This is a genomic window from Corynebacterium sp. CCUG 71335 (assembly GCF_024454075.1).
Lineage (GTDB): Bacteria > Actinomycetota > Actinomycetes > Mycobacteriales > Mycobacteriaceae > Corynebacterium > Corynebacterium genitalium.
In genome coordinates, this window is record NZ_JAGPYY010000009.1 from 26,059 (window position 1) to 46,764 (window position 20,706).

Here is a 20,706-nt window from a genome sequence, read left to right on the forward strand (position 1 = left end):
CATGACCATTACGCCTGAGCGCGCCGCCGAGCGCGACGATGTCCTCGCGAAGGCCCGCGCCGCGAAGGCCGTCGCACCCAGGCTGGCCACTTTGCCAACGCCGGAGAAGGACGCGCTGCTCCACGCTGCGGCCGACGAGTTGATTGCGCGTACCGGCGACATTCTCGCAGCGAACCAGCGCGACATCGAAGCTGGCCGCGAGGCGGGCTTGGATGAGGCACTCATCGACCGGCTGGCCCTGAGCGCTGAACGCATTGAAGGCATCGCCGGCGGCCTGCGCCAGGTCGCAGGTTTGAAGGATCCGGTGGGGGAGGTGCTGCGCGGCGGCACCATGCCCAACGGCATCACGATGAAGCAGGTCCGCGTGCCGCTCGGTGTGATGGGCATGGTGTATGAGGCCCGCCCCAACGTCACTGTCGATGCCTTCGGCTTGGCGCTGAAATCCGGGAATGTGGCGCTGCTGCGCGGGTCGAAGTCGGCGCGCCAGTCTAACGCCGCACTGGTCGGCATCCTCCAGGACGTCGCGGCATCCCGCGGCTTGCCGCGTGAGATCGTTCAGCTTTTGCCGTGCGATACGCACGATTCGGTTCAGGACCTCATCACCGCTCGCGGACTGGTCGACGTGGTCATTCCCCGCGGCGGCGCTCGGCTCATCGAAGCTGTGGTGACGAATGCGACTGTCCCTGCCATTGAGACCGGCACCGGCAACTGCCACTTCTACATCGACCGCGACGCGGATCTGGATTCCGCCATCGAGATGCTGCTCAACGGCAAGACGCGGCGTGTTTCGGTATGCAATGCCACAGAGACGGCGCTTATCGACGCTGCCTTGCCCGCTACCGACCAACTCCGCATCATTTCTGCGCTGCAGGAGGCTGGGGTGAGGGTGCATGGAGACGTCGATAAGCTCTCGGCGCTTGGTGCGCGCGACATTGCTCCGGCGACGGACGTGGACTGGGCCGAAGAGTACCTCTCCATGGATATTGCCGTGCAGATTGTCGACGGTGTCGACGGTGCGATCGAGCACATCGCGCGTTTTTCGACGATGCACACCGAAGCCATCGCGTCTCTGAATGCGTTCACGTTGCAGAAGTTCGCTGCGGAGGTGGATGCAGCGGCCGTCATGCTCAATGCATCCACCGCGTTCACAGACGGGGAGCAGTACGGAATGGGGGCAGAAATTGGAATCTCCACCCAGAAGCTGCACGCCCGCGGACCGATAGCGTTACCAGAGCTGACCAGCATAAAGTGGATCCTCGAGGGGGCTGGGCACACGCGACCCTGACTGGAGCTTTGCCCCCGCGGGGGTAATGGCGCGACGTGCTTCGCAGGGCCGCAGGGGGCGGTAACCACGGCCGTTACTGCATCAGCCCGTCCCAATGGGGCAATTTAATTTCAGGCCGTTTCGGATCTTGGGTTGGTCGAGTAAGATACCGGTAGGTTCACCGCACTTGGTTATCCGTACGCACCCCCTGAATAGAAGGAATTTGTATGCGATCTGCACGTAAGCTTGCAGTGGCGACAGTTGCGCTAGTAACGAGCATGTCGCTGATGTCGGTTGCACAGGCTGAGGAGGCTACGGACACCTCGGAGGGTCTCTCCGTCGCCCCGTCTAGCTTGGCCCCGTCTAGCTCCGTCTCGCCCAGCTCCGCTAAGCGGAACGCCGACTCGTCTTCGGTGTCTTCGTCAGGCTCGTCTCAGTCGGAGACGGAGCCGGAGTCGGATTCGCCGGATAAGGACACGCCTGCACCCGCAGTTTTGGTCATTGAGGGTGAGGTGTTCGGAAAGGTGGGCAACGAGTACAAGAAAGGAATACCCGTTGAGTCCCCGGGCATGATTTCCATGCCGACCCCGGCACCGGGCATCGCAAAGAAACCAGCACCGGGCATCGCAAAGAAACCAGCACCGGGCATCGCAAAGAAACCAGCACCGGATGCCGTAAAGAAACCAGCACCGGACCCGGCACCGATTGTTGTCACGGCTGTCGCCTCTGTGCTGCTGGTCTTCGGCGGTATGATGGCAGTCTTCAAATCGATGTTCCCCACCGCCAAATTTACGGTGTACGGGATGCCGGATGGCACCTTAGAGCCCTACCAGAAGAAGTAACTTACGTACAGCCTGGTTAGATTGGCCTCAATGAACCCAGAAGCCTTTCCTACCGAGAACTCCCACCACCCCAACATTTCAGAGACAAGCAACTCTGGTGCGGGTGGTGGGAGTGGTGTTTCCGGCCCGCGCCGGATTGGAATCATGGGCGGGACTTTCGATCCGATCCATAACGGCCACCTCGTAGCGGCCAGTGAAGTCGCCGACATCTTCGACCTTGAAGAAGTGGTGTTCGTGCCTACGGGCGAGCCGTGGCAGAAGGCTGACAGGAATGTCTCCGACGCGGAGGACCGCTACTTGATGACGGTCATCGCGACTGCGTCGAACCCCCGCTTTCACGTCTCCCGTGTGGATGTGGATCGGCCGGGGCCGACATACACCGTCGATACGCTGCGCGATTTGGCCCAGCTCTACCCGGGCGATGACTTGTTCTTCATTACGGGAGCTGACGCGTTGGCTTCCATTATGTCGTGGCGCGACTGGGAGCAGATGTTTGATCTCGCCGAGTTTGTCGGCGTCACCCGCCCCGGATACGAGTTGGCGGAGGACATGCTGCCGGAGGTGCACCAGGAGCGCACGCATCTCATCGAGATCCCCGCGATGGCTATTTCCTCGACCGACTGCCGTGAACGCGCCGCTGACGGACGCCCGGTGTGGTACTTGGTGCCGGACGGGGTTGTCCAGTACATCGCAAAGAACAACATGTACGTCGGGTGGAAATGACTACCCGCCACATGGGAGAATACACACTGCCCATCACCGCACGTAAGGACCTGAACGTTTGACTGCTTCGGATACTGCCCGCGAACTTGCCGTCGTCGCCGCAAAGGCGGCGGATGAGAAGCTCGGCCGAGACATCGCCGTCATCGATGTCTCGAATGTCTTGGCCATCACCGATGTTTTCGTGATCGTCTCGGCTGATAATGAGCGCCAGGTCGCCGCGATTGTCGACGAGATCGAGGATGCACTGACCAAAGCTGGTGCCGAGCCAAAGCGTCGCGAAGGTAACCGCGAGTTCCGCTGGGTGCTGCTGGATTACGGTTTGTTCGTGGTGCACGTGCAGCGCGATGCAGAGCGCGAGTTCTACGGTTTGGATCGTCTGTACACGGACTGCCCGCTCATTGAGGTCGAAGGCATCGATCCGCCGCAGCGCCCCGGCGCGTTCACCGATGATGCGGGGGTGCGCAACCTCGAATCCATCGAGGACCTTCCGCTCGCCGGCGAGGGCCCTGCCAGCGCCGATCTGTAGGAACCCCGCTATGACCCCCACGCGACGCCTGATCATGCTGCGCCACGGCCAGACCACGTATAACGCTGGTCGGCGCATGCAGGGGCAGCTGGACACGCCGCTGTCGGAGATCGGCATTGAGCAGGCGCGTGCGGCCGCGAGGTGGGTCAAAGACCATGAGCACCCGGTGGTCAAAATCGTCTCGTCTGATTTGATCCGCGCTCGCGACACCGCAGAGATCATCGCGGAACAGCTCGGCATTGACGTGGAGCTGGATCCGCGCCTGCGTGAGACGCACTTGGGGTCGTGGCAGGGGATGACGCACCACGACGTCGACGCGGAGTTCGCTGGTGCCCGCGCGTCATGGCGCCACAATCCAGGCTGGGCTCCGCCGGGCGGCGAGTCGCGTCTCGACGTTGCGGCGCGTGCGCGCCCGCTTATCGACGATCTGATGAACACCTTCCAGGACTGGGACGGCAACACAGTTCTTTTTGTTGCCCACGGCGGCACGATCTCGGCGCTGACGTCGAACCTGCTCGGTTTCGACGTCCCCCAGTACCCCCTGCTCAAAGGGTTGAACAACACCAACACCTCCCAGTTGATGGCCCGGCCCCGCTTCGAGGGCGCCGAGACTGCCGACGGATTCGTCTCTCCCGTCAACCCTGATGACGTGCAGTGGTACCTGGAGGCCTGGAATCAAGGGTTGGCGCGCTGATGGCTATCCGGGTGGTCACTGACAGCGCGTCTGGTATCCCGCAGGACATGGCAGACGAGCTGGATATTACGGTTCTTGACCTGCACGTCATGAATGACGATGAGGACAAGGAAGACACCACGTCCGGGCTGAGTTCCCTGGAGCTCGCTGCCGCGTATGCCCGCCAGTTGGAACGTGGCGGGGACGACGGGATTGTCGCGTTGCATTTGTCGAAGCGTCTGTCCTCGACATGGTCGGCGGCGGTGAGTGCCTCAGCTGTCTTCGGCGACCTCGTACGCGTGGTGGACACTAATTCGGCCGGCATGGGCGTGGGGACGGCCGCTGTCATCGCCGCGGCCTTTGCCCGTGCGGGCGCGGACCTCGACGGATGCGTGGCCGCCGCCGAAGGGACTCTCGCCTTGACCGAGACGTGGCTTTACCTGCCGCAGCTCGACGAGATCCGCCGCTCCGGTCGCATTTCCGCCACCACAGCTGTCCTGTCTGCGGCACTGCTGGCCACGAAGCCGATTCTGCGGCTGAACGACGGCAAGCTGGAGCTGGCTATGAAGACGCGCACGCAGTCGAAGGCGTTCAGCAAACTCGTCGGTCATGTGGCGCAGCGCGCTGACGATATGGCTGTCTGGGCTGCAGTCCAGTACAGCGGTGACAAGGAGGCGGCCGACACGCTGCGCGATGCGCTCGAGGAGGCTCTTCCGGAAGGCTCCACGGTAGGGGTGTACCCGATGACCGATGTGATCACCGCGCACACAGGTGAGGGTGCGATCGGGTTGACGGTCCTGTTTGCCACACCTGCCGTCGATTAGCGCTCAGGGGCCCTCAGAGCTGTGGAGTTCTTGGGCTTTGTGGATAACGTCAGCGGTTCGGTGACGTGTCATCACGGCTATCCACAGGAAAAGCGATGGGGGCTTCACGTAGCACTGACACGCGCATACCTTGAGCGGCATGACCACGACGAAGGCAGCTGAACGCCTCAAAGAACTAACACGGCCGACGGGGGAAGAAGACGTCATGCGCGTCGAGTACCCCGAAGCGCGCCTGACCGTCACGCCCCGGCAGGCCGGGGTAGCGGTGGCTGTCGTGGCCGCCCTTGTCATCGGCTGGTTCTTGCTGCGCGACGGGCCATCGTCAGCAGAATCCTTGGAACCGCAGTGGTCAGCGTCCGAAACCGAAGAGGGGGCTAGTCCCGAAACCATCGTCGTGTCGGTGGTGGGGGCTGTGGCGAATCCAGGGTTGGTCACGCTCGACAACGGCGCACGCGTGGCAGATGCACTGGAGCAGGCATCCCCGCTCCCCGAGGCGGACACGATGACGCTCAACCTGGCCCAGTTGCTTGTCGACGGTCAACAAATCCACGTCCTTGCCCACGGGGAATCCCCACCGCTCCCGCCTGCAGGCGACCCAGCGGGAGGCCCCGGGGGAGCCGGAAGCGGGAGTGATTCAGGCGGTGGGATCTCATTGAATTCCGCTTCTGCCGGTGAACTGACTGAGTTGCCCGGGGTTGGTGAAGCTACTGCCGCGGCGATCGTCGCTCATAGGGAAGCCAACGGGCCTTTCACGGCTGTGGAGCAGTTGATGGATGTCAAGGGCATCGGCCCGGCGAAGTTCGACGCGGTCAAGGACCTAGTGACCCTCTAACGAGAACCGGGCAAGAGGGGGAGGGGAGAATGTCCGAGCTGCGTCTTGTGCCCGCCGCCGCGACCGTGTGGGCCGTGACTCTCGTGGCCATTATGTTCGGGATCCAGCCTGGAGCGCTTCTCGTGGTTGCCATCGCACTGGCAGCTCTCGCGCTTCGACAACCGGGGCATGCCATGCTCACTGCTGGGTTAGGCGCCTGCGCGCTGGCGGTGACATGGGCGCGGATTGTCGCAGCGCAGGCGTATGAGATCGGGCACACTGTCGTCGGGACCATCAGCGGCACACCACGGGAAGCGACCGGCGGAGGCTGGCTGGTGAAGCTGTCCGTGAACGGGTATCCCGCGGCGATTCCGGTGTTCACGGAGACGGTACCGGATGGCGCTGCTGCTGGATCCCTTGTGGAGGTGTCGGGCCAGGTGGGGGAGAGCAGCCGACCCGGGGTGGGGACGTTTGTCATCAACGGGGACGTGGCCGCGCTCGGGCCACCAACGGGGTTCGCCGCCTGGGCGGGGGACGTGCGGGAAAAGTTCGCGGTCGCTGTCGAGAACGCTGTAGGCGAGCATGCCCAAGGCCTCATCCCCGGCATGGTTCTCGGAGATGTCTCACTGCAATCCGCCACAGAGCAGCAAGCGTATGTCGACACGGGCTTGAGCCACTTGAGCGCGGTGAGCGGAGCGAACTGCATGTACGTCGCTACATCGGCTTTATTGGCGGCACGGATGATGCGGGCGGGTTTGCGCGTGCAGCTCGTCGCCGCTGGGTGTGCGCTGCTCGTCTACGCGGGACTGGTCGGACCGGAGCCGAGCGTGCTGCGGGCGTCCGTGTCGGGCCTGGTCGGGTTTGTGGCGGTGATTAGTTCAACCCGGGCCGAGCCCATCCACGCACTGTGCCTGTCCGTCATCGGCCTGGTATTGGTCGACTCGGATCTCGCCGTGGACTTCGCCTTCGCGTTATCGGTGGCGGCGACAGCCGGCATCGTCGCGGTGTCACCGCTGTTCTACCGGATGCTCGCACCCCTTGGATGGCCGGACATTCTCAACCGGGCACTATCGGTAGCGTTGGCAGCCGATCTGGCTACCGCCCCAATCATCGCGGGGATGGTGGGGCGGGTCTCTGTGGTGTCTGTGATAGCCAACGTTGTGGTCAGCCCCGTCACGGGGGCGGTGACGGTGCTGGGCATGGCGGCAGCGATCCTTGCGCAGATTCATTCTGCCCTCGCGGCACCGGTGCTGTGGTTCGTAGCGCCGATGGCGGGGTGGATCCGCACCGTGGCTGAGATCGGTGCGGGGCTACCGGGCGCGACTGCCCGCGCCGCGCCACTGGTGGTGGTTGTGTGTTACGGATGGATCATCGCGGGCTTTTGGGCCAGGCGGCCGAGACTGACCGTGGCGTGCGGGGCGGTAGTTCTCACCATCGCAGTGGCCGGAGGAACCACGAACTCCGCGGGCTGGCACGATCCAGGGGATGTTGACGCAGAACAGGCACATGTCGTGAACACAGAAGAGGACGTGGAGCCGGTTCCACCCGGCACGACATTGGTGGTCGTGCTTGATCGGGAAGCTGGCCAACAGTCACGGCCGGTGTTCACCCGCAGCGGCATTCCGGTCATATACACAGGACGGGAGGGCATACAATGACGGTCATGCTCCACCCGGTCCACTTCGTCGTCGGCGAGGATGACTTCCTCGCTGAGCGCGCGACGCAGAACATCATCGCCCAGGTCAGCCCAGCCGCCGAGGTGACCACTCTGCGCGCCGGGGACGTCACCGAGGGTGAGTTGCTGCAGGCGACCAGCCCCTCGTTGTTCGCCGAAGAGCGCGTCGTAGTCATCAAAGACACCGACCTCGCCGGCAAAGAGCCCACCGAGCTGCTGCTCCAAGCGGCCGTGGATCCCGCACCGGGCATGACGTTGATCATCGTGCACAGCGGAAAGGGTCGCAATAAGTCCTACGTGCAGAAGTTCCGCAAGGTGGCGGAAGTCTATGCCGCGGACCCGCTGAATCAGCGCGACCGCCAGGGCTGGGTGATGAACGAATTCCGCAGCCACGGCATCCGCCCCACCCCCGACGTCGTCGGGGCGCTGCTCGAATCGGTCGGCTCGGATCTACGTGAGCTCGCCTCTGCGATCGCGCAGTTGGTGGCCGACACCAAAGACGCGAGCGGCACCAACAGTGAGATCACAGTCGCCGACGTGCGGGCCTACTACACCGGCGTGGCCGAGGTGTCCGGCTTCGATATCGCCGACCAAGCCGTTGCCGGGCGCACAGACCGTGCACTGGCGAGCACACGGCGCGCGCTGCAATTGGGCATAAGCCCGGTAGCGATCGCGGCAGCGTTGGCGCACAAGGTGGGCGACATCGCCAAGCTCTACCAGACTCGCGGCAACCCGGACCAGGTCGCGCGCACCATCGGCATGAACCCGTATGTGGCCAAGAAGACAATGCAGATTGCCCGCGGCTGGTCGGGGGACGCGGTGAGCCGGGCGGTCATCATCGTCGCGGAACTCGACGCGGAGGTCAAAGGCCAGGGTGGTGACCCGGACTTCGCCATCGAGGACGCAGTGCGCCGCATCGCCCAGCTCGCCGCCTAACGGTGCGTGCTATTCTGCGGACCGTGACCGACAACCAGCAGATCCCAGACGATGTTCAAGAGTTCGCCACCCGCCTGTTCAACATGGCGCGTACCGGCGACATGACACTGCTGGACTACGTTAACCAGGGCGTTGACCCGGATTTGAGCAACCAGGATGGCAATAGTTTGCTCATGCTCGCCGCCTACGCGGGCCAGCTGGAGGTGGTGCGCGGGTTGATTGCGTGCGGGGCGGACGTCGATAAGCAAAATGCGCGTGGGCAGTCTCCGCTCGCAGGCGTTGTGTTCAAGAAGGAGGACGCGATCGTGCAGGTGCTTATCGACGCTGGAGCTGACCCGCACGCTGGCGCCCCCTCCGCCATCGACACTGCTCGGATGTTCGGCCGCGACGACTTGGTGGAGTTGATGGGCGGGTGAATCCCGCCGACTTCGCGGTCCTCTTCCTGCTCAATCTCGCCGGGGTGATCACCCCGGGGCCGGATGTCGTCCTGATCACGCGGCTGGCCACTCGGTCGCGCAAGCACGCCGCGGCGGCATCGCTCGGTATCTCGCTGGGCGCGTTGATGTGGATCACTCTCACTGTGCTTGGCGCGGCGGCGGTGTTGACGGCGTTTCCGCGCGTGCTGGTGCTGCTGCAGGTTATCGGCGGAGCCTGGATTGTGTTCATGGGGGTGGCGATGGTGCGGCAGGGCATGCGTGACCGCGGCCAGCCGCCTGCAGATCTTCAGGACGCAGTAGATCGTCTCGGATCAGTTCGCGCGGCATTCTTCACAGGGCTGGCCACGAACTTGTCCAACCCGAAAATCGTTCTGTTTCTCGCAGCACTCATTGCCCCGCTTCTGCCGCCGAGTCCGTCGCTTGGCACGGCGCTGCTGGTGATCGTGGCACTATGGCTGCCCGCACTGCTGATCTTCCTGCTCATCAGCGTCGTGGTGTCTACCGAACGGGTGCGACGCAGGCTGCTCGGCGCCGGGCCCTCCATAGACATCGGAGCCGGTGCGTTCTTCATCGCGGCCGGCTCCGGATTAGTCATCCGTGGGGTAACGGGTTAGCCCAAGAAGAAGTTCACCGTCTCGCGGGTGGCGCTCGGGTTGGTGAACCAGGTGTGGCCGCCGCCGCTGACCTTCTGCACCTGGGTCTTCGCCTTGCACCCCTGCGGGTCGAAGACAGTGGTGTTGCCAACCCGGCGGTTGTTCACGCTGTTCATGTTGCAGCCGTTCTTCCCGCCGAAGTCCCAGAAGACACTGCGCACGTCGCGGTACTGCCCGCCGTGGCGGTTTCCGCCGTTGTAGGAGACTATGTCGTCATTGTCGGCGTGCATGATGAGTGTTTTCACACGGCCCGAGGCGCAGTTGGTCACCGTCGGGTTGTAGTACGCGCCGGAGACACCGGCCACGCCGTCGACCAGGTCAGGGGCATGGCACGCCAGAGCGAGCGCCATGCCGCCGCCATTAGACAAGCCCGCCGCGTAAACACGGCTACGGTCGACGTTGTGGGTGCGCGCCAGGTCGTTGACCACCGCGCGGGTGTAAGTGACGTCGGTATTCACGGACGTGTTGGCGTACGGTGCACCGCCCCAGGCGTTGTTGACGCCCTGGGCGTAGACGATGATGGCGCGGCTGCCGGCCGCAGACTCGAACTTCTCATAGCCGCGGGCCTGGTCGGCGCTGTGCTGCCATCCGCCGAAACCGATGATGACGGGGTAAGCCTGGCCCGGGTTGTATCCCTGGGGAACGACCACGGTGTAGTGGCGCTGCATTCCCCCCACCTGGACGGTGCGCTTGATCGTCTGCGAGCCGGCCCCGGCACCCGCCTTGGGCAGGAAATCCAACAGGTCAGAAGACATCTGCGTCAGCTGGTTCAGGTTCGTCTGGGAGGACAGGTTAGGGATGTCCGAAGAGCTTTGCGCACCCGCTGCGGGCACCCCTGCTGCGACGCTGAGTGCAGCCGCCATGAGTGCTGCTGCACCCCGTCGTTTAAAATTCATGAGGGGATCATACGACGGGGCCCCCGGGCTGTCACTTTAACCCCCGCGAATTCATCAAACTTTCAGCAAAAACCCGCCCACCGCAGTTGCGGAGGGCGGGTAAGCGGTGAACGCAGCCGGAGCTTAACCGAGCTTGTTCAGGGCGCGGGCCATGTTGGACTTCTTGTTGGCAGCGTTGTTGCGGTGGAAGACACCCTTGGACACTGCCTTGTCCAGCTTGCGGGAAGCAACACGCAGCTGCTCTTCAGCGCCTGCCTTGTCGCCGGCCTCAACAGTCTCGTTGAACTTGCGGATCTCGGTGCGCACTGCGGAACGGACTGCCTTGTTGCGCTGGCGGCGCTTCTCGTTGGTGAGAACGCGCTTCTTCTGCTGCTTGATGTTAGCCATGAAAAATACCTCTTAGCTTTGTGATGATCTTGTGCGATTCTGTACGCACCTCACGCGAACCCAAGGTCCTGCCCGCGGTCCATGCCGACGTGAAACGGCAAACGGTGCAAACAACGTGAACACCCTAGCAGTGCGACCCCCGCGCACCCAAAACGGTGAAGACGAGCTATGCCCAGTCGAAGCGCTTGCGCAAGTGCTCAGCCACGCGCTCGAAGCGCCGCGCCGGGAATAGGGCACCGCGACGGCGCAGGTCTGTTTCCGGAATGGACAGCGTCTTATCCATGCGCACCCAGCACGGCTCGCCGGAGGGTTTCCACTCGCCGGAACCGATGGGCATCCAGTCTTTTTCGTCAGCGTGGTTCTCGTCGGCGGAGATGAGCAGGCCCAGCACGTCGTGGCGGTCGCGGCCGACAACGAGCATGGAGCGCTCCTTCGGTGGGGTGGTGGGCACGTTGAACCACACGACCTCCCCGGGCTCGGCTTGGCCGTCCATGTCGGGAGCGTAGAAAATGCTGCGGGCAATGTCGCCGGTGGGCACGACACGGGTGCGGGCTGCGCGGCGGTGCTGGTTCGCCTCGGTGTACCCGAGGCGCTCATTGATCAAGTCCAGACCTTGATCCAGCGGCGAGGCCTCTTTATCCCGTTTGTCCCGGTTTTTCACCCACCGGAGAAGGCCGCGTTCGTCCGCGGAATCTGCCGATTCGCGGCGCCACAACTTCATAGCCACCTAGCCTAATGCCCGACAGATTCCGGAACAAGCATTTATGCGTCGGTGAATCATGGTGTCCGTGGCAGAGCTCTCGGGCCGGGTAGGCGCTGAGTCTGTGGTTGCCGGCACTGCGGTAAGGTGACCTGCGTGGCTAGGGCAACAAATTTCGCGTTGGAGACGTTCACGGATCCGTCCAAGATCCGCAACTTCTGCATTATCGCGCACATCGACCACGGCAAGTCGACGTTGGCGGACCGCATCCTGCAGCTGTCCAATGTTGTCGACGCGCGCGATATGCGCGACCAATACCTCGACAACATGGATATCGAGCGCGAACGCGGCATCACCATCAAGGCGCAGAACGTCCGCCTGCCGTGGATCCCAACCAGCGGACCCCACGAAGGGGAACAGGTCATCCTGCAGATGATCGATACCCCGGGCCACGTGGACTTTTCCTACGAAGTCTCTCGTTCGCTCGATGCGTGCGAGGGCGCCATTTTGCTTGTCGACGCAGCCCAAGGCATTGAAGCCCAGACCCTGGCCAACCTCTACATGGCCATGGAGAACGATCTGGAGATCATCCCGGTCCTGAACAAGATCGACTTGCCGGCCGCTGACCCGGAAAAGTACGCCGAGGAAATCGCCCACATCATCGGCTGCGAACCGGATGAGGTGCTGCGCGTTTCAGGAAAGACCGGCATGGGTGTGCCGGAGTTGCTGGATAAGGTCGTGGAACTGATTCCGCCACCGTCCTCACGGAGTGAAGACGGTGAAACTAACGACGCCGACGCGCCCGCCCGCGCGCTGGTTTTCGACTCTGTCTACGACACCTACCGCGGTGTGGTCACCTACATCCGCATGATGGACGGCAAGCTCGAGTCCGGCCAAAAGGTGAAGATGATGAACACCGGGGTCCAGCACGAGATCCTGGAAATCGGCATTGTCTCGCCGACCATGCAAAAGGCAAAGGGGCTCGGCCCGGGCGAGGTCGGCTACCTCATCACCGGCGTGAAAGACGTCCGCGAGACCCGTGTGGGCGATACTGTCACCTGGGCGAACAAGGGTGCCGACGAGCCGCTCGAGGGCTTCGAAGACGTCAAGCCCATGGTCTACTCGGGGCTGTTCCCCGTGTCCCAGGAAGACTTCCCCACGTTGCGCGAGAGCCTGGAAAAGCTGCAGCTTAACGACGCTTCTTTGACCTGGGAGCCCGAGACCTCCGTCGCCCTCGGCTTCGGTTTCCGCTGCGGATTCCTGGGCCTGCTGCACATGGAAATCACCCGCGACCGCCTCGAGCGCGAATTCGACCTAGACCTGATCTCCACCGCGCCGAGCGTGACCTACCGCGTGGTGGCGGAAGACGGCACCGAGCAGCTCGTGCACAACCCCTCCGACTGGCCCGGCGGCAAGTTGCAGGAGGTCTACGAGCCCGTTGTCAACATGACCATCATCGTCCCGCAGGAATTCGTGGGCACGACGATGGAGCTGTGCCAGTCCAAGCGCGGCACCATGAAGAACATGGAGTTCCTCTCCGAGGAGCGTGTGGAGCTGCGCTACATCATGCCGCTCGGTGAGATCATCTTCGACTTCTTCGACATGCTCAAGTCCCGCACGAAGGGCTACGCCTCCCTCAACTACGAGGATGCCGGCGAGCAGGAAGCAGACCTGGTGAAGGTCGACATTCTCCTCCAGGGCGAGCCGGTGGATGCGTTCTCTGCGATTGTCCACCGCGACTCCGCGCAGTGGTACGGCAACAAGATGACCAAGAAGCTCAAAGAGCTCATTCCGCGCCAGCAGTTCGAGGTGCCCGTCCAGGCCGCCATCGGCTCGAAGATCATCGCCCGCGAGAACATCCGTGCGCTGCGCAAGGACGTTTTGTCCAAGTGCTACGGCGGTGACATCTCCCGTAAGCGCAAGCTGCTGGAGAAGCAGAAGGCCGGTAAGAAGCGCATGAAGAACATCGGCTCGGTCACCGTGCCGCAAGAAGCGTTCGTCGCGGCGCTGTCGACCGACGAGGAATAGTGATCCGGCTCTTCGCTGCACTGTTTCCTTCGGAGGAAGCGCGCGAGCACCTCGTTGCGGCGCTGCGTCCAATCAGGAAATTCTCCCGGCAGGAGATCCGCTGGACCGACCCCGACAACTGGCACGTGACCCTGGCGTTCTACGGCGATCAGCCGAACGATGGAGCTCAGATTAGTGAGCACCTCGCACAGGTGAGCGCTTTCCATACCGCGCCGACGTTGCACGTCTCCGGCGCCGGGGCGTTTGAGCAGAGGACATTGTGGATGGGGCTCGGGGGCGACCCGATCAAAGAGCTCATGGCCGAGTGCGCCCTGCCGGATATGGATGTGAGACAGCGGCCGCACATGACGGTCGGCAGGGCCGGGAAACGCTCCCGCGACCCTTACGCCATCCCGGACATCGTCCGCGCATTGTCTGTCTACCGCGGCCCGGAATTCACCTGCGATGAACTGTGTCTTGTCCAATCCCACCTCGGGGAAGGTCGCGGCGGAGGGCCCCGCTACGAGGTCCTTGAGCGCTTTCACCTGTAGTACGGCGGCACAGGCGGGTACTGCGCAGGCGGGGGATACTGTGGCTGCTGGTACTGCACCGGTAGAGGATTCCGCGATGGGGGATACTGCAGGGGCTGCGGAACCGGTTGTTGGGGGTGTTGCGGCTGCGGCATCTGGTGCGGCGGAACGTGGCCTTGCAGTGCAGGGTGCGGCGGGTACGGAGGTGGCGCAACGGCGGGGTAGTGCACACCGGGCTGGGGTCGGGCCGGGGCGGGTTCGCGGGCTGGCGGCGAGAAATTCCAGAACACGATGAGCAGAATGGCGAACAGGACCCACGTGGACAGTTCGGAAATGAAGATCAGCGAGGGGCGCTCCGTGATGTCGGCGTCGATTCCCATCAGGGCGTACCACTCGACGGACATGTTGTTGCCCGCGTGGAAGGCGATGGCCACCTCCAAGCCGCCGGTGCGGTGGACCAGGATGGACGCGAAGACGGCGAAGATGGCGACGAAGAACAGGCCGGCAGGGTCGTAATCGTGGGCTAACACGAAGAAGGGAATGGGCAGCAGGTACGCCAACCAGGGTTTGCGGATCCATGCCCCGACGATCTGCGGTAATGCCCCGCGGTAGATGATCTCCTCCGCGGCGCACTGCAACGGGGTGTAGGCGGCCACGATGAGCAGGATGATGAGGGAACGCTCGTCAAAATCGGGCAAGAAGGTGCCGGTGGAGGCGAAAACGGCATCCAGGAGCGATGTGACGATGTGAAAGGCCGCGACAACGAGCGCGGCCCGCCCGAACAAACCCCACCGGAATCGGTTGTTCACCGACCACAGTGCACGCGGGCGGCGTCCCGTGATGCGCGCCGCGAGAAACGGAGCTGGGATCATCGCAGCCAGGCTGCCGTAGAGCAGGAACTTCATTGCCGGGTCGGATTCGTCGAGTTCTTCGAAGGTACCCCTCTGTGGAAGCGGATAATCGACAGCCACCAGTGCGAACCCGACGACAAGGATGAACGCGAGCATCAAGGCGAAACTAAAGGCTGTCAGCAGGATCAGCTCGATGAACGGGTGCCACGGCGTGTACTTTCCCAGCCGGTGTGTCCGCGCGAGCCGGTGGTAAGGCAAGCTCATGCCTGTCTAACGTTCGGAGTCTGCCGTTTGTTCGCCCGTTTCGGATTCGACATCGGAATCAGGGTCGTCCTCGTCGACTCGGTCGTCGACTTCCTCGCGGGTGTAGCCGTCTTCCCATGTGTCGGTTTCGTAGTCGTAGCCGACGCGGTTGCCGTCTTCGTCATAACGCTCGTACCAGCTGGTGTACTTGTCATCGGAGGAGTCAAAGTCCTTGCCTGCACCGTCACCGTAGCGCGACTCCTTGATTACCAGCTCGAAGTTGTCGCCATAATCCTCAAGGCCGTGCCACACCGCGTACTGCAACGCGGACTCCGCGTAACGGTCACGGATGGTGTGCGGATCAGTGGTCAGGTCGCGGACGAAGGAGAACAACAGGCCCAACACCACCAGCGAGAAGGGCAGGGCAATCAGCACCGTCAGCGACTGCAGGCCGCTTAGGGCATCCTCGCCGCCGGCCAGCAGCATCACCACGGCCACGCCCATCATGCACAGGCCCCAGAAGATGGAGACCATCTTGTTGGATTCCGGGTCGCCCTTCGAGGACATGGTGCCCATGACCACGGAAGCAGAGTCTGCGGTGGTGATGAAGAAGACGGCCAGGATAGCGATGAGCAGGTAGGGGGTGAAGTTGGATAGCGGAAGAGCGTCGAAAAGCGAGAAAAGCACTTGTTCTGGCGTGGACTCGCCGTCGAACCCGGGGACGCCGTCGCGGGAGAAAGAAATCGCGGTGCCGCCGAAGATGCTGAATGCCAGGATGAGGATGGCGGTAGGCACGGCCACGGTCATGAGGATGAATTCGCGCAGGGTGCGGCCGCGGGAAATTTTTGCCAGGAACGTGCCGACGAACGGCGCCCAGGAGATCCACCATGCCCAGTAGAACGCAGTCCACTCGGATTGGAACGCCAGCGTCTCTTCGCCCCAGGACAGCGAGCGCGACGCCATGTTGAAGAACTCGTGGAAGTAGTACAGCGTGCCCGAGGGGATCAGGTTGATCAGCAACAGGGTGGGGCCGGTGAGGAAGATGAAGAGTATTGACGCGAAAGTCAGCGTGATGTTGGTGTTCGACAGGATGCGGATGCCCTTGGACACACCAGAGACCGCGGAGATGACAAAGCCCAAGGTGAGGGCCCCGATGATGGTCAGCAGGATCGGGTTGCCCACTTCGAGGTCGGTGACAATGCCGAGACCTTCCCCGATTTGCAGGGCGGCGATACCGAGCGATGCCGCGGTTCCGAACAGGGTGGCGGCCACAGCCATGATGTCGATGGTGCGGCCAAGAATGGTGTCGTTCTTCGACTCGCCCATCAGCGGCGCGAAGAGTGAGGACATCAACAGCGGGCGGCCGCGGCGGTAGGTGGAATAGGCGATGGCCGCGCCCACGAGGGAGTAGATCGCCCACGGGTTCAAACCCCAGTGAAAGTTGGACTGGGCGAGCGCTTGGTGCATGGCGGTCTCCGTGCCGGCCTCGTTTGTCAGCGGTGGCGGATCGAGGAAGAATTGCAGCGGTTCAGACGGGCCGAAGAAGAAGATGCCCACGCCGATGCCTGCGGCAAACATCATGGCCACCCACGAGAAGCGGCCGAACTCCGGTTCCTCGTCGTCCTTGCCCAGACGGATCTGGCCCATGCGGCTGAGCGCAATCACCGCAACGAGAAGCACGCAGACGAACATCACGATGTTGAACAGCCATCCGGCGTGCTCCATGCCCCAGGCGAATGCTTCACCTGCTGTCTCCGAAACCGATTCCGGGCTGTAGACACCCCACGCGATGAATCCCACGATGAGCGCTGCCGCGACACCGAAGACGACCTTGTCCACTCCGAATTCGTAGCGCTGCTCTTCAACGCTGATGCCGCGGATCAGACCGGGGTGCATCCCGTCGGGGTACTTGTCTTTGTCGCGGGTCTTTCGGCTGGCGTCGGGGTGCATCACCGAGCGGATCGGCTTCGGCAGGGGGCTGCCGGAGGGCCGTGTGCTTCTCGTGCTGGACATGAAGTATCGCCTTCCTGGGTTTTAGGTGTGCTCAAGATTCAACCAGGTTCTGGCATACTTATCTGATGATCTCCACAATCATCCCCCCGAACGCGCGTACGCGGGAACATACGCTTCAGGTCCCGTGGGACCGCGAGCGCCCGGAGTTGGGCACCTTCGAGCTGTTCGCGCGCGAGCTCTACGCGCACGGGGACGGAGAGAGCCTTCCGCCACTGTTGTTTCTCCAAGGCGGCCCCGGCCACCCCGCACCGCGCTTCATGCAGGGCTGGATTCCGGAGGCGTTGCAGCACTACCGCATCTTCCTCATGGATGAACGCGGCACGGGTCGTTCCGGCAAGATCGACCGCGGCACGCCGGAGCTTATCGACGAACGCATCTTGTCCAAACTCCGCTGTCCCGATGTCGTCGCTGACGCGGAGGATTTGCGCCGGCACCTGGGGTTTGCGAAGTGGGACGTGCTGGGCAACTCGTTCGGCGCGCTGTGCACTGGAAGTTACCTCTCGTGGGCACCGGGCGGCATCGGCCACGCGTATCTCACCGGGGCGCTGCCGCAGCTGGGCTGGTCGCCCGAGGTGTACAACGAGGTCACACTCGGCCTTTTCCACGCGCGCATCGAGGACTTCTACGCCACGGTGCCGAATGCGCAAGAGCGCGTCCGGGAGATCTGCGACCATTTGAACAACGTCGAGGAATTCCTGCCCACGGGTGAGCGGCTCACCGCGAACCGTTTCCGTTTCGTAGGTGTTGCGCTCGGCGAGGAGCAGGGTTTTCATTCGTTGGCGATTTTGTTGGAGGAGCCGTTTGACCGCCGTCAAGCGGACAAGCGGTTGCGCAAAGACTTCCTGGCGATGGTCAATGACTTTGTCTCGCTGGAACGCAACCCGCTGTGGGCGGTGCTGCACGAAACGCTCTTTGGCGGGCCGGGGCAGGCGCCGAACTGGGCGGCGGAACGCACGATGGCCGGACGGCCGGGCTTTCGGCTTGACGCAGACCCGACGAACCTGGACGAGCCGTACTACCTGCTGGGCAACTACTTCTTCAAACACCACTTCGACGAAGATCCGGCACTGATCCCGTTCCGCGAAGAGGTGCACAAGCTCGCGCAGAAGACGGACTTCTCCCGGGTGTTCAACGAGGAGCAGCTCTACGTCAACGAGGTCCCGGCAGTAGTTGCTCTATACGAGCAAGATATGTTCATTCCCTTCGAGATGGCCTGCGAGAACGCAGCGAAGATTGGGAACATGAAGGTCTGGTCGCACCCCGATTGGGCCCATGACGCGATCTATGCCCACGGCGCAGAACTGTTCCGTGGGATTTATGACGCAATGCACGGCGAGGGTGCTTCGCAGGGTTAAACTATCCGGCATGGACACCATGTTCGAGACTTTGGATGCCATGTTTGAGTACACCGAAGAGCACGTCCTCGACCCCGCGCTGTTGTTCTACATCTGCCGCTAGCCGGGGCTTGCTAGAGCTCTCCTGCTAGCGGGTAGGAGGCTTGGGCTCCGTGCCGGGTCACGGAGAATGCGCCGACCTTCGCGGCGAAGCGCGCGGCGTCCACGATGTCTGCGCCGTGGACGAGCTGGTGGCACAGCGCACCCGTGAACGCGTCGCCCGCCCCGACCGTGTCCACCGCCTGCACACGCGGAGAGTCGATCTTCTCGCTCATGCCGTCGGCTGCGACGAGTGCACCGTCTGCGCCGAGCGTGATCACCACGGAAGCAAAGCCAGCCTGCATCAACGCGTCCAGCTGCTTCTGCGGGTCGTCTGGGGAGGCGTGGCCGAGCATCTCCAGCACGCCGGCAGCCTCATGCTCGTTCACCACGAGCGGATCGGCCCGCAGGAGAACGTCTTGGTCGACGTCGATGACCGGCGCTAGATTGATCACCACGCGCCCACGGCTCAGCTCGACCGAGCGCTTGAAACCGTCAGCAGGGATTTCGCCTTGCAGCAGGACAAGTTCCGCTGTCTCGATGAGAGCTTTTTGCTTCTCGACGGCACCAGCCCCCATCTCCCCATTCGCCCCCGGCACCACGATGATCGTGTTCTCTCCGTCCTCAGCGACGGTGATCACGGCTAAGCCAGTGACTTCCGTGCCGATGATAACTCCACTGAGATCTACCCCCGCTTCTTTCAGTAGAGCGGTCGCGTCCTCGGCGTTGGTGTCGTCGCCGACAGCGCCGACCATGGCGACGGAACTGCCCAGCCGCGCGGCGGCAACGGCCTGGTTCGCGCCCTTGCCGCCAGCGGAGATGCCCCCGCCAGTGCCCAGAAGAGTCTCGCCCGGATGGGGGTGGCGCGCGACACCCACGGTCAGGTCTGCGTTGATGGAACCGACCACAACAATCTCTGCCATACCCCCAGGGTAGGGAAGTACTGCAGGGTGTGCGGGGCCGGGTTACTCTCATCGCATGAAGCGTCTCCTCCCTGCCATTTTCTCCACCGCACTGGCCGTTGCCGTTCCTGCTGTTTCGCTCACCGCCGCCCCGGCTCACGCTCAGCCGTTGGGTCACGTGAACTTCAACCTCCCGCCGAACTCCAAGGTCACAGTGCCGCAGCTGCGCGATCCGAACACCGGATCCTCGACCGGACAGGTTCCCCGCGAGGCCAGCGGCGCCCCGCAACCGGTGCCGTTCAGCCCGGATTACCTGGCCGGCTACATTTCCGATATCTCGCCTTACCAGTACGGCATTTACGCCGAGGTCAACCGCCTCTTCCCGTCCCTGCGCGACAACCGCCCCGACGTGATGGACTCCAACCTGCAGCAGGTCATCGCCATCAACAATGCTGCATCCTCCGACCCGGAGCTGGTGCGCCGCGCTCAGGTCGACGCTGTCGCCTCCTCCGACGAGCTGCTGGTGACGCTGTCGGAGGGTCTTGGCGAGGAATTCGGCAAGCAGTTCCGCGACGCCCTGCGCGAAGGCCGCCTACCCAAGACGCAGTACCTGCTGGGTAACGGCTACCTGGCCCGCTCCGGCGGCATCGCCAGCTCCACCTTCGCCGAGAAGCAGATCTTCAACTACAACCGCCCGCACGTGGTCGCCCCGGATCGCATCAAGCGCTACAACCCGCCGGGGGAGGACCTGTACCTGACCTCGAAGTCTTTCCCGTCCGGCCACACCAACCAGGCTGCGCTGGTCACTTCGCTGCTGGCGTACATGGTCCCGGAGGCTGCCCCGCAGCTCCACTACCGTGGTGCTGAAGCCGGTCACAGCCGGATCGTGCTGGGGGTGCACTACCCGCTCGATGTCATCGGCGGGCGCATGTCCGGCCAGGCTGCTGCTGCGGATCGTCTGAATGACCCGAAGATGCGCAACGCGTTCGACCAGGCTGCCGCTGAGCTGCGCGCCGAGATGCAGTGGCGCACCGGCAAGTCCATTCCGGAGCTGGTGGCATCCGATAAACCGTATGTGCCCACCGCGACGGCCGTGGAGCAGACCACGAAGTGGAACACCTACGACTTCAAGCCGATCTACCGCACCGACGCCCCGATGATCGTCCCGCAGGCAGCGCCGACGCTCATCGCGGCGAGCTTCCCCGAGCTCAACTACCACCAGCGCGCGCAGGTCATTGCGCAGACCGCCACCGCGCCGGGCAACCCGCTGGACTGGCAAGCGGAGGGCGGTTCCTGGCAGCGCGTCAACCTGGCCGCGGCGACGTCTGCGAAGGTCAACGTCAACCAGGACGGATCGGTCACCGTTCTGCGTTAGCGGCG

General features: G+C 63.3%; 21 protein-coding genes. 15 read left to right on the forward strand and 6 right to left on the reverse strand.

What is annotated here, in order from left to right:
* Window position 1 precedes the first annotated feature (1 nt).
* From KBX19_RS07600 to KBX19_RS07650, 11 genes are all read left to right on the forward strand, one after another.
* Window positions 2-1,285: a glutamate-5-semialdehyde dehydrogenase gene (locus tag KBX19_RS07600; RefSeq protein WP_255998190.1), complete on the forward strand. Its 1,284-nt coding sequence runs from the start codon at window positions 2-4 to the stop codon at window positions 1,283-1,285.
* Between the two features lie 206 nt (window positions 1,286-1,491).
* The gene (locus KBX19_RS07605) at window positions 1,492-2,106 is read left to right on the forward strand and encodes a hypothetical protein (RefSeq protein ID WP_255998191.1); all 615 of its coding nucleotides are present in this window, start codon (window positions 1,492-1,494) and stop codon (window positions 2,104-2,106) included.
* Between the two features lie 30 nt (window positions 2,107-2,136).
* Window positions 2,137-2,829 carry a nicotinate-nucleotide adenylyltransferase gene (gene nadD / locus KBX19_RS07610; protein WP_255998193.1) on the forward strand — a complete coding sequence of 231 codons (693 nt, stop codon included), beginning with the start codon at window positions 2,137-2,139 and terminating at the stop codon, window positions 2,827-2,829.
* A gap of 58 nt (window positions 2,830-2,887) precedes the next feature.
* Window positions 2,888-3,355, forward strand: a complete 468-nt coding sequence (gene rsfS, locus KBX19_RS07615) for a ribosome silencing factor (protein ID WP_255998195.1) — start codon at window positions 2,888-2,890, stop codon at window positions 3,353-3,355.
* A 10-nt stretch (window positions 3,356-3,365) separates the two neighbouring features.
* Window positions 3,366-4,049, forward strand: coding sequence for a histidine phosphatase family protein (locus tag KBX19_RS07620; protein ID WP_255998197.1), 684 nt, complete (start codon window positions 3,366-3,368; stop codon window positions 4,047-4,049).
* Window positions 4,049-4,852 (forward strand): DegV family protein, encoded by an 804-nt coding sequence (locus tag KBX19_RS07625; protein ID WP_255998198.1) that lies wholly within the window; start codon window positions 4,049-4,051, stop codon window positions 4,850-4,852. The genes KBX19_RS07620 and KBX19_RS07625 overlap by 1 nt, the downstream gene beginning before the upstream one ends.
* 139 nt (window positions 4,853-4,991) lie before the next feature.
* Window positions 4,992-5,684, forward strand: a complete 693-nt coding sequence (locus tag KBX19_RS07630; protein ID WP_005289218.1) for a ComEA family DNA-binding protein — start codon at window positions 4,992-4,994, stop codon at window positions 5,682-5,684.
* Window positions 5,685-5,713: 29 nt separating this feature from the next.
* A complete protein-coding gene (locus tag KBX19_RS07635) occupies window positions 5,714-7,321 on the forward strand; it encodes a ComEC/Rec2 family competence protein (protein WP_255998200.1) in 1,608 nt (535 codons plus the stop codon).
* The gene (gene holA, locus KBX19_RS07640) at window positions 7,318-8,274 is read left to right on the forward strand and encodes a DNA polymerase III subunit delta (RefSeq protein WP_255998202.1); all 957 of its coding nucleotides are present in this window, start codon (window positions 7,318-7,320) and stop codon (window positions 8,272-8,274) included. Before KBX19_RS07635 ends, holA begins: the two co-directional genes overlap by 4 nt.
* Before the next feature lie 83 nt (window positions 8,275-8,357).
* A complete protein-coding gene (locus KBX19_RS07645) occupies window positions 8,358-8,690 on the forward strand; it encodes an ankyrin repeat domain-containing protein (protein ID WP_050748870.1) in 333 nt (110 codons plus the stop codon).
* Window positions 8,687-9,325 carry a LysE family translocator gene (locus KBX19_RS07650; RefSeq protein WP_255998204.1) on the forward strand — a complete coding sequence of 213 codons (639 nt, stop codon included), beginning with the start codon at window positions 8,687-8,689 and terminating at the stop codon, window positions 9,323-9,325. The genes KBX19_RS07645 and KBX19_RS07650 overlap by 4 nt, the downstream gene beginning before the upstream one ends.
* On the opposite strand, the gene KBX19_RS07655 is transcribed toward KBX19_RS07650, so the two are convergent.
* The 3 genes from KBX19_RS07655 to KBX19_RS07665 all read right to left on the reverse strand — a co-directional run bounded on the left by KBX19_RS07655 (window position 9,322) and on the right by KBX19_RS07665 (window position 11,368).
* Window positions 9,322-10,260, reverse strand: coding sequence for a PHB depolymerase family esterase (locus KBX19_RS07655; RefSeq protein WP_255995541.1), 939 nt, complete (start codon window positions 10,258-10,260; stop codon window positions 9,322-9,324). The genes KBX19_RS07650 and KBX19_RS07655 overlap by 4 nt on opposite strands.
* Before the next feature lie 123 nt (window positions 10,261-10,383).
* Window positions 10,384-10,647 (reverse strand): 30S ribosomal protein S20, encoded by a 264-nt coding sequence (gene rpsT / locus KBX19_RS07660; RefSeq protein WP_005289234.1) that lies wholly within the window; start codon window positions 10,645-10,647, stop codon window positions 10,384-10,386.
* Window positions 10,648-10,813: 166 nt separating this feature from the next.
* On the reverse strand, window positions 10,814-11,368 hold the full coding sequence (locus KBX19_RS07665; protein WP_005289238.1) for a type II toxin-antitoxin system PemK/MazF family toxin: 555 nt from the start codon (window positions 11,366-11,368) through the stop codon (window positions 10,814-10,816).
* Between the two features lie 135 nt (window positions 11,369-11,503).
* Between KBX19_RS07665 and lepA the strand changes: the two genes are divergently transcribed.
* Together lepA and thpR are read left to right on the forward strand one after the other, a co-directional pair.
* On the forward strand, window positions 11,504-13,375 hold the full coding sequence (lepA, locus tag KBX19_RS07670) for a translation elongation factor 4 (RefSeq protein WP_005289240.1): 1,872 nt from the start codon (window positions 11,504-11,506) through the stop codon (window positions 13,373-13,375).
* Complete coding sequence (thpR, locus tag KBX19_RS07675; RefSeq protein WP_005289244.1) at window positions 13,375-13,905, forward strand: RNA 2',3'-cyclic phosphodiesterase; 531 nt, start codon at window positions 13,375-13,377, stop codon at window positions 13,903-13,905. The genes lepA and thpR overlap by 1 nt, the downstream gene beginning before the upstream one ends.
* Here the strand turns inward: thpR and KBX19_RS07680 are convergent.
* Together KBX19_RS07680 and KBX19_RS07685 are read right to left on the reverse strand one after the other, a co-directional pair.
* The gene (locus KBX19_RS07680; protein WP_255998205.1) at window positions 13,896-14,999 is read right to left on the reverse strand and encodes a CPBP family intramembrane glutamic endopeptidase; all 1,104 of its coding nucleotides are present in this window, start codon (window positions 14,997-14,999) and stop codon (window positions 13,896-13,898) included. The genes thpR and KBX19_RS07680 overlap by 10 nt on opposite strands.
* Window positions 15,000-15,005: 6 nt before the next feature.
* Window positions 15,006-16,928 (reverse strand): BCCT family transporter, encoded by a 1,923-nt coding sequence (locus tag KBX19_RS07685; protein WP_255998279.1) that lies wholly within the window; start codon window positions 16,926-16,928, stop codon window positions 15,006-15,008.
* A 128-nt stretch (window positions 16,929-17,056) separates the two neighbouring features.
* Here KBX19_RS07685 and KBX19_RS07690 point away from each other — a divergent pair, with 128 nt between their 5' ends.
* Window positions 17,057-18,346 (forward strand): alpha/beta fold hydrolase, encoded by a 1,290-nt coding sequence (locus KBX19_RS07690; RefSeq protein ID WP_255998206.1) that lies wholly within the window; start codon window positions 17,057-17,059, stop codon window positions 18,344-18,346.
* Window positions 18,347-18,459: 113 nt separating this feature from the next.
* Here KBX19_RS07690 and KBX19_RS07695 read toward each other — a convergent pair whose 3' ends face one another.
* The gene (locus tag KBX19_RS07695) at window positions 18,460-19,347 is read right to left on the reverse strand and encodes a ribokinase (RefSeq protein ID WP_005289255.1); all 888 of its coding nucleotides are present in this window, start codon (window positions 19,345-19,347) and stop codon (window positions 18,460-18,462) included.
* A gap of 55 nt (window positions 19,348-19,402) precedes the next feature.
* Here KBX19_RS07695 and KBX19_RS07700 point away from each other — a divergent pair, with 55 nt between their 5' ends.
* Window positions 19,403-20,701 carry a phosphatase PAP2 family protein gene (locus KBX19_RS07700; RefSeq protein WP_005289257.1) on the forward strand — a complete coding sequence of 433 codons (1,299 nt, stop codon included), beginning with the start codon at window positions 19,403-19,405 and terminating at the stop codon, window positions 20,699-20,701.
* The last annotated feature ends 5 nt before the right edge of the window (window positions 20,702-20,706 follow it).

Excerpts from the sequence above, each read along its gene's own strand:
- KBX19_RS07645 (WP_050748870.1), top strand. The coding sequence starts at position 8,358 with ATGGCGCGTACCGGCGACATGACACTGCTGGACTACGTTAACCAGGGC.
- KBX19_RS07690 (WP_255998206.1), top strand. The coding sequence starts at position 17,057 with ATGATCTCCACAATCATCCCCCCGAACGCGCGTACGCGGGAACATACG.
- KBX19_RS07630 (WP_005289218.1), top strand. The coding sequence starts at position 4,992 with ATGACCACGACGAAGGCAGCTGAACGCCTCAAAGAACTAACACGGCCG.
- holA (WP_255998202.1), top strand. The coding sequence starts at position 7,318 with ATGACGGTCATGCTCCACCCGGTCCACTTCGTCGTCGGCGAGGATGAC.
- KBX19_RS07685 (WP_255998279.1), bottom strand. The coding sequence starts at position 16,928 with ATGCACCCCGACGCCAGCCGAAAGACCCGCGACAAAGACAAGTACCCC.
- KBX19_RS07620 (WP_255998197.1), top strand. The coding sequence starts at position 3,366 with ATGACCCCCACGCGACGCCTGATCATGCTGCGCCACGGCCAGACCACG.
- KBX19_RS07680 (WP_255998205.1), bottom strand. The coding sequence starts at position 14,999 with ATGAGCTTGCCTTACCACCGGCTCGCGCGGACACACCGGCTGGGAAAG.
- KBX19_RS07655 (WP_255995541.1), bottom strand. The coding sequence starts at position 10,260 with ATGAATTTTAAACGACGGGGTGCAGCAGCACTCATGGCGGCTGCACTC.
- KBX19_RS07665 (WP_005289238.1), bottom strand. The coding sequence starts at position 11,368 with ATGAAGTTGTGGCGCCGCGAATCGGCAGATTCCGCGGACGAACGCGGC.
- KBX19_RS07600 (WP_255998190.1), top strand. The coding sequence starts at position 2 with ATGACCATTACGCCTGAGCGCGCCGCCGAGCGCGACGATGTCCTCGCG.
- KBX19_RS07695 (WP_005289255.1), bottom strand. The coding sequence starts at position 19,347 with ATGGCAGAGATTGTTGTGGTCGGTTCCATCAACGCAGACCTGACCGTG.
- KBX19_RS07605 (WP_255998191.1), top strand. The coding sequence starts at position 1,492 with ATGCGATCTGCACGTAAGCTTGCAGTGGCGACAGTTGCGCTAGTAACG.
- KBX19_RS07700 (WP_005289257.1), top strand. The coding sequence starts at position 19,403 with ATGAAGCGTCTCCTCCCTGCCATTTTCTCCACCGCACTGGCCGTTGCC.
- KBX19_RS07635 (WP_255998200.1), top strand. The coding sequence starts at position 5,714 with ATGTCCGAGCTGCGTCTTGTGCCCGCCGCCGCGACCGTGTGGGCCGTG.
- KBX19_RS07625 (WP_255998198.1), top strand. The coding sequence starts at position 4,049 with ATGGCTATCCGGGTGGTCACTGACAGCGCGTCTGGTATCCCGCAGGAC.
- rpsT (WP_005289234.1), bottom strand. The coding sequence starts at position 10,647 with ATGGCTAACATCAAGCAGCAGAAGAAGCGCGTTCTCACCAACGAGAAG.
- nadD (WP_255998193.1), top strand. The coding sequence starts at position 2,137 with ATGAACCCAGAAGCCTTTCCTACCGAGAACTCCCACCACCCCAACATT.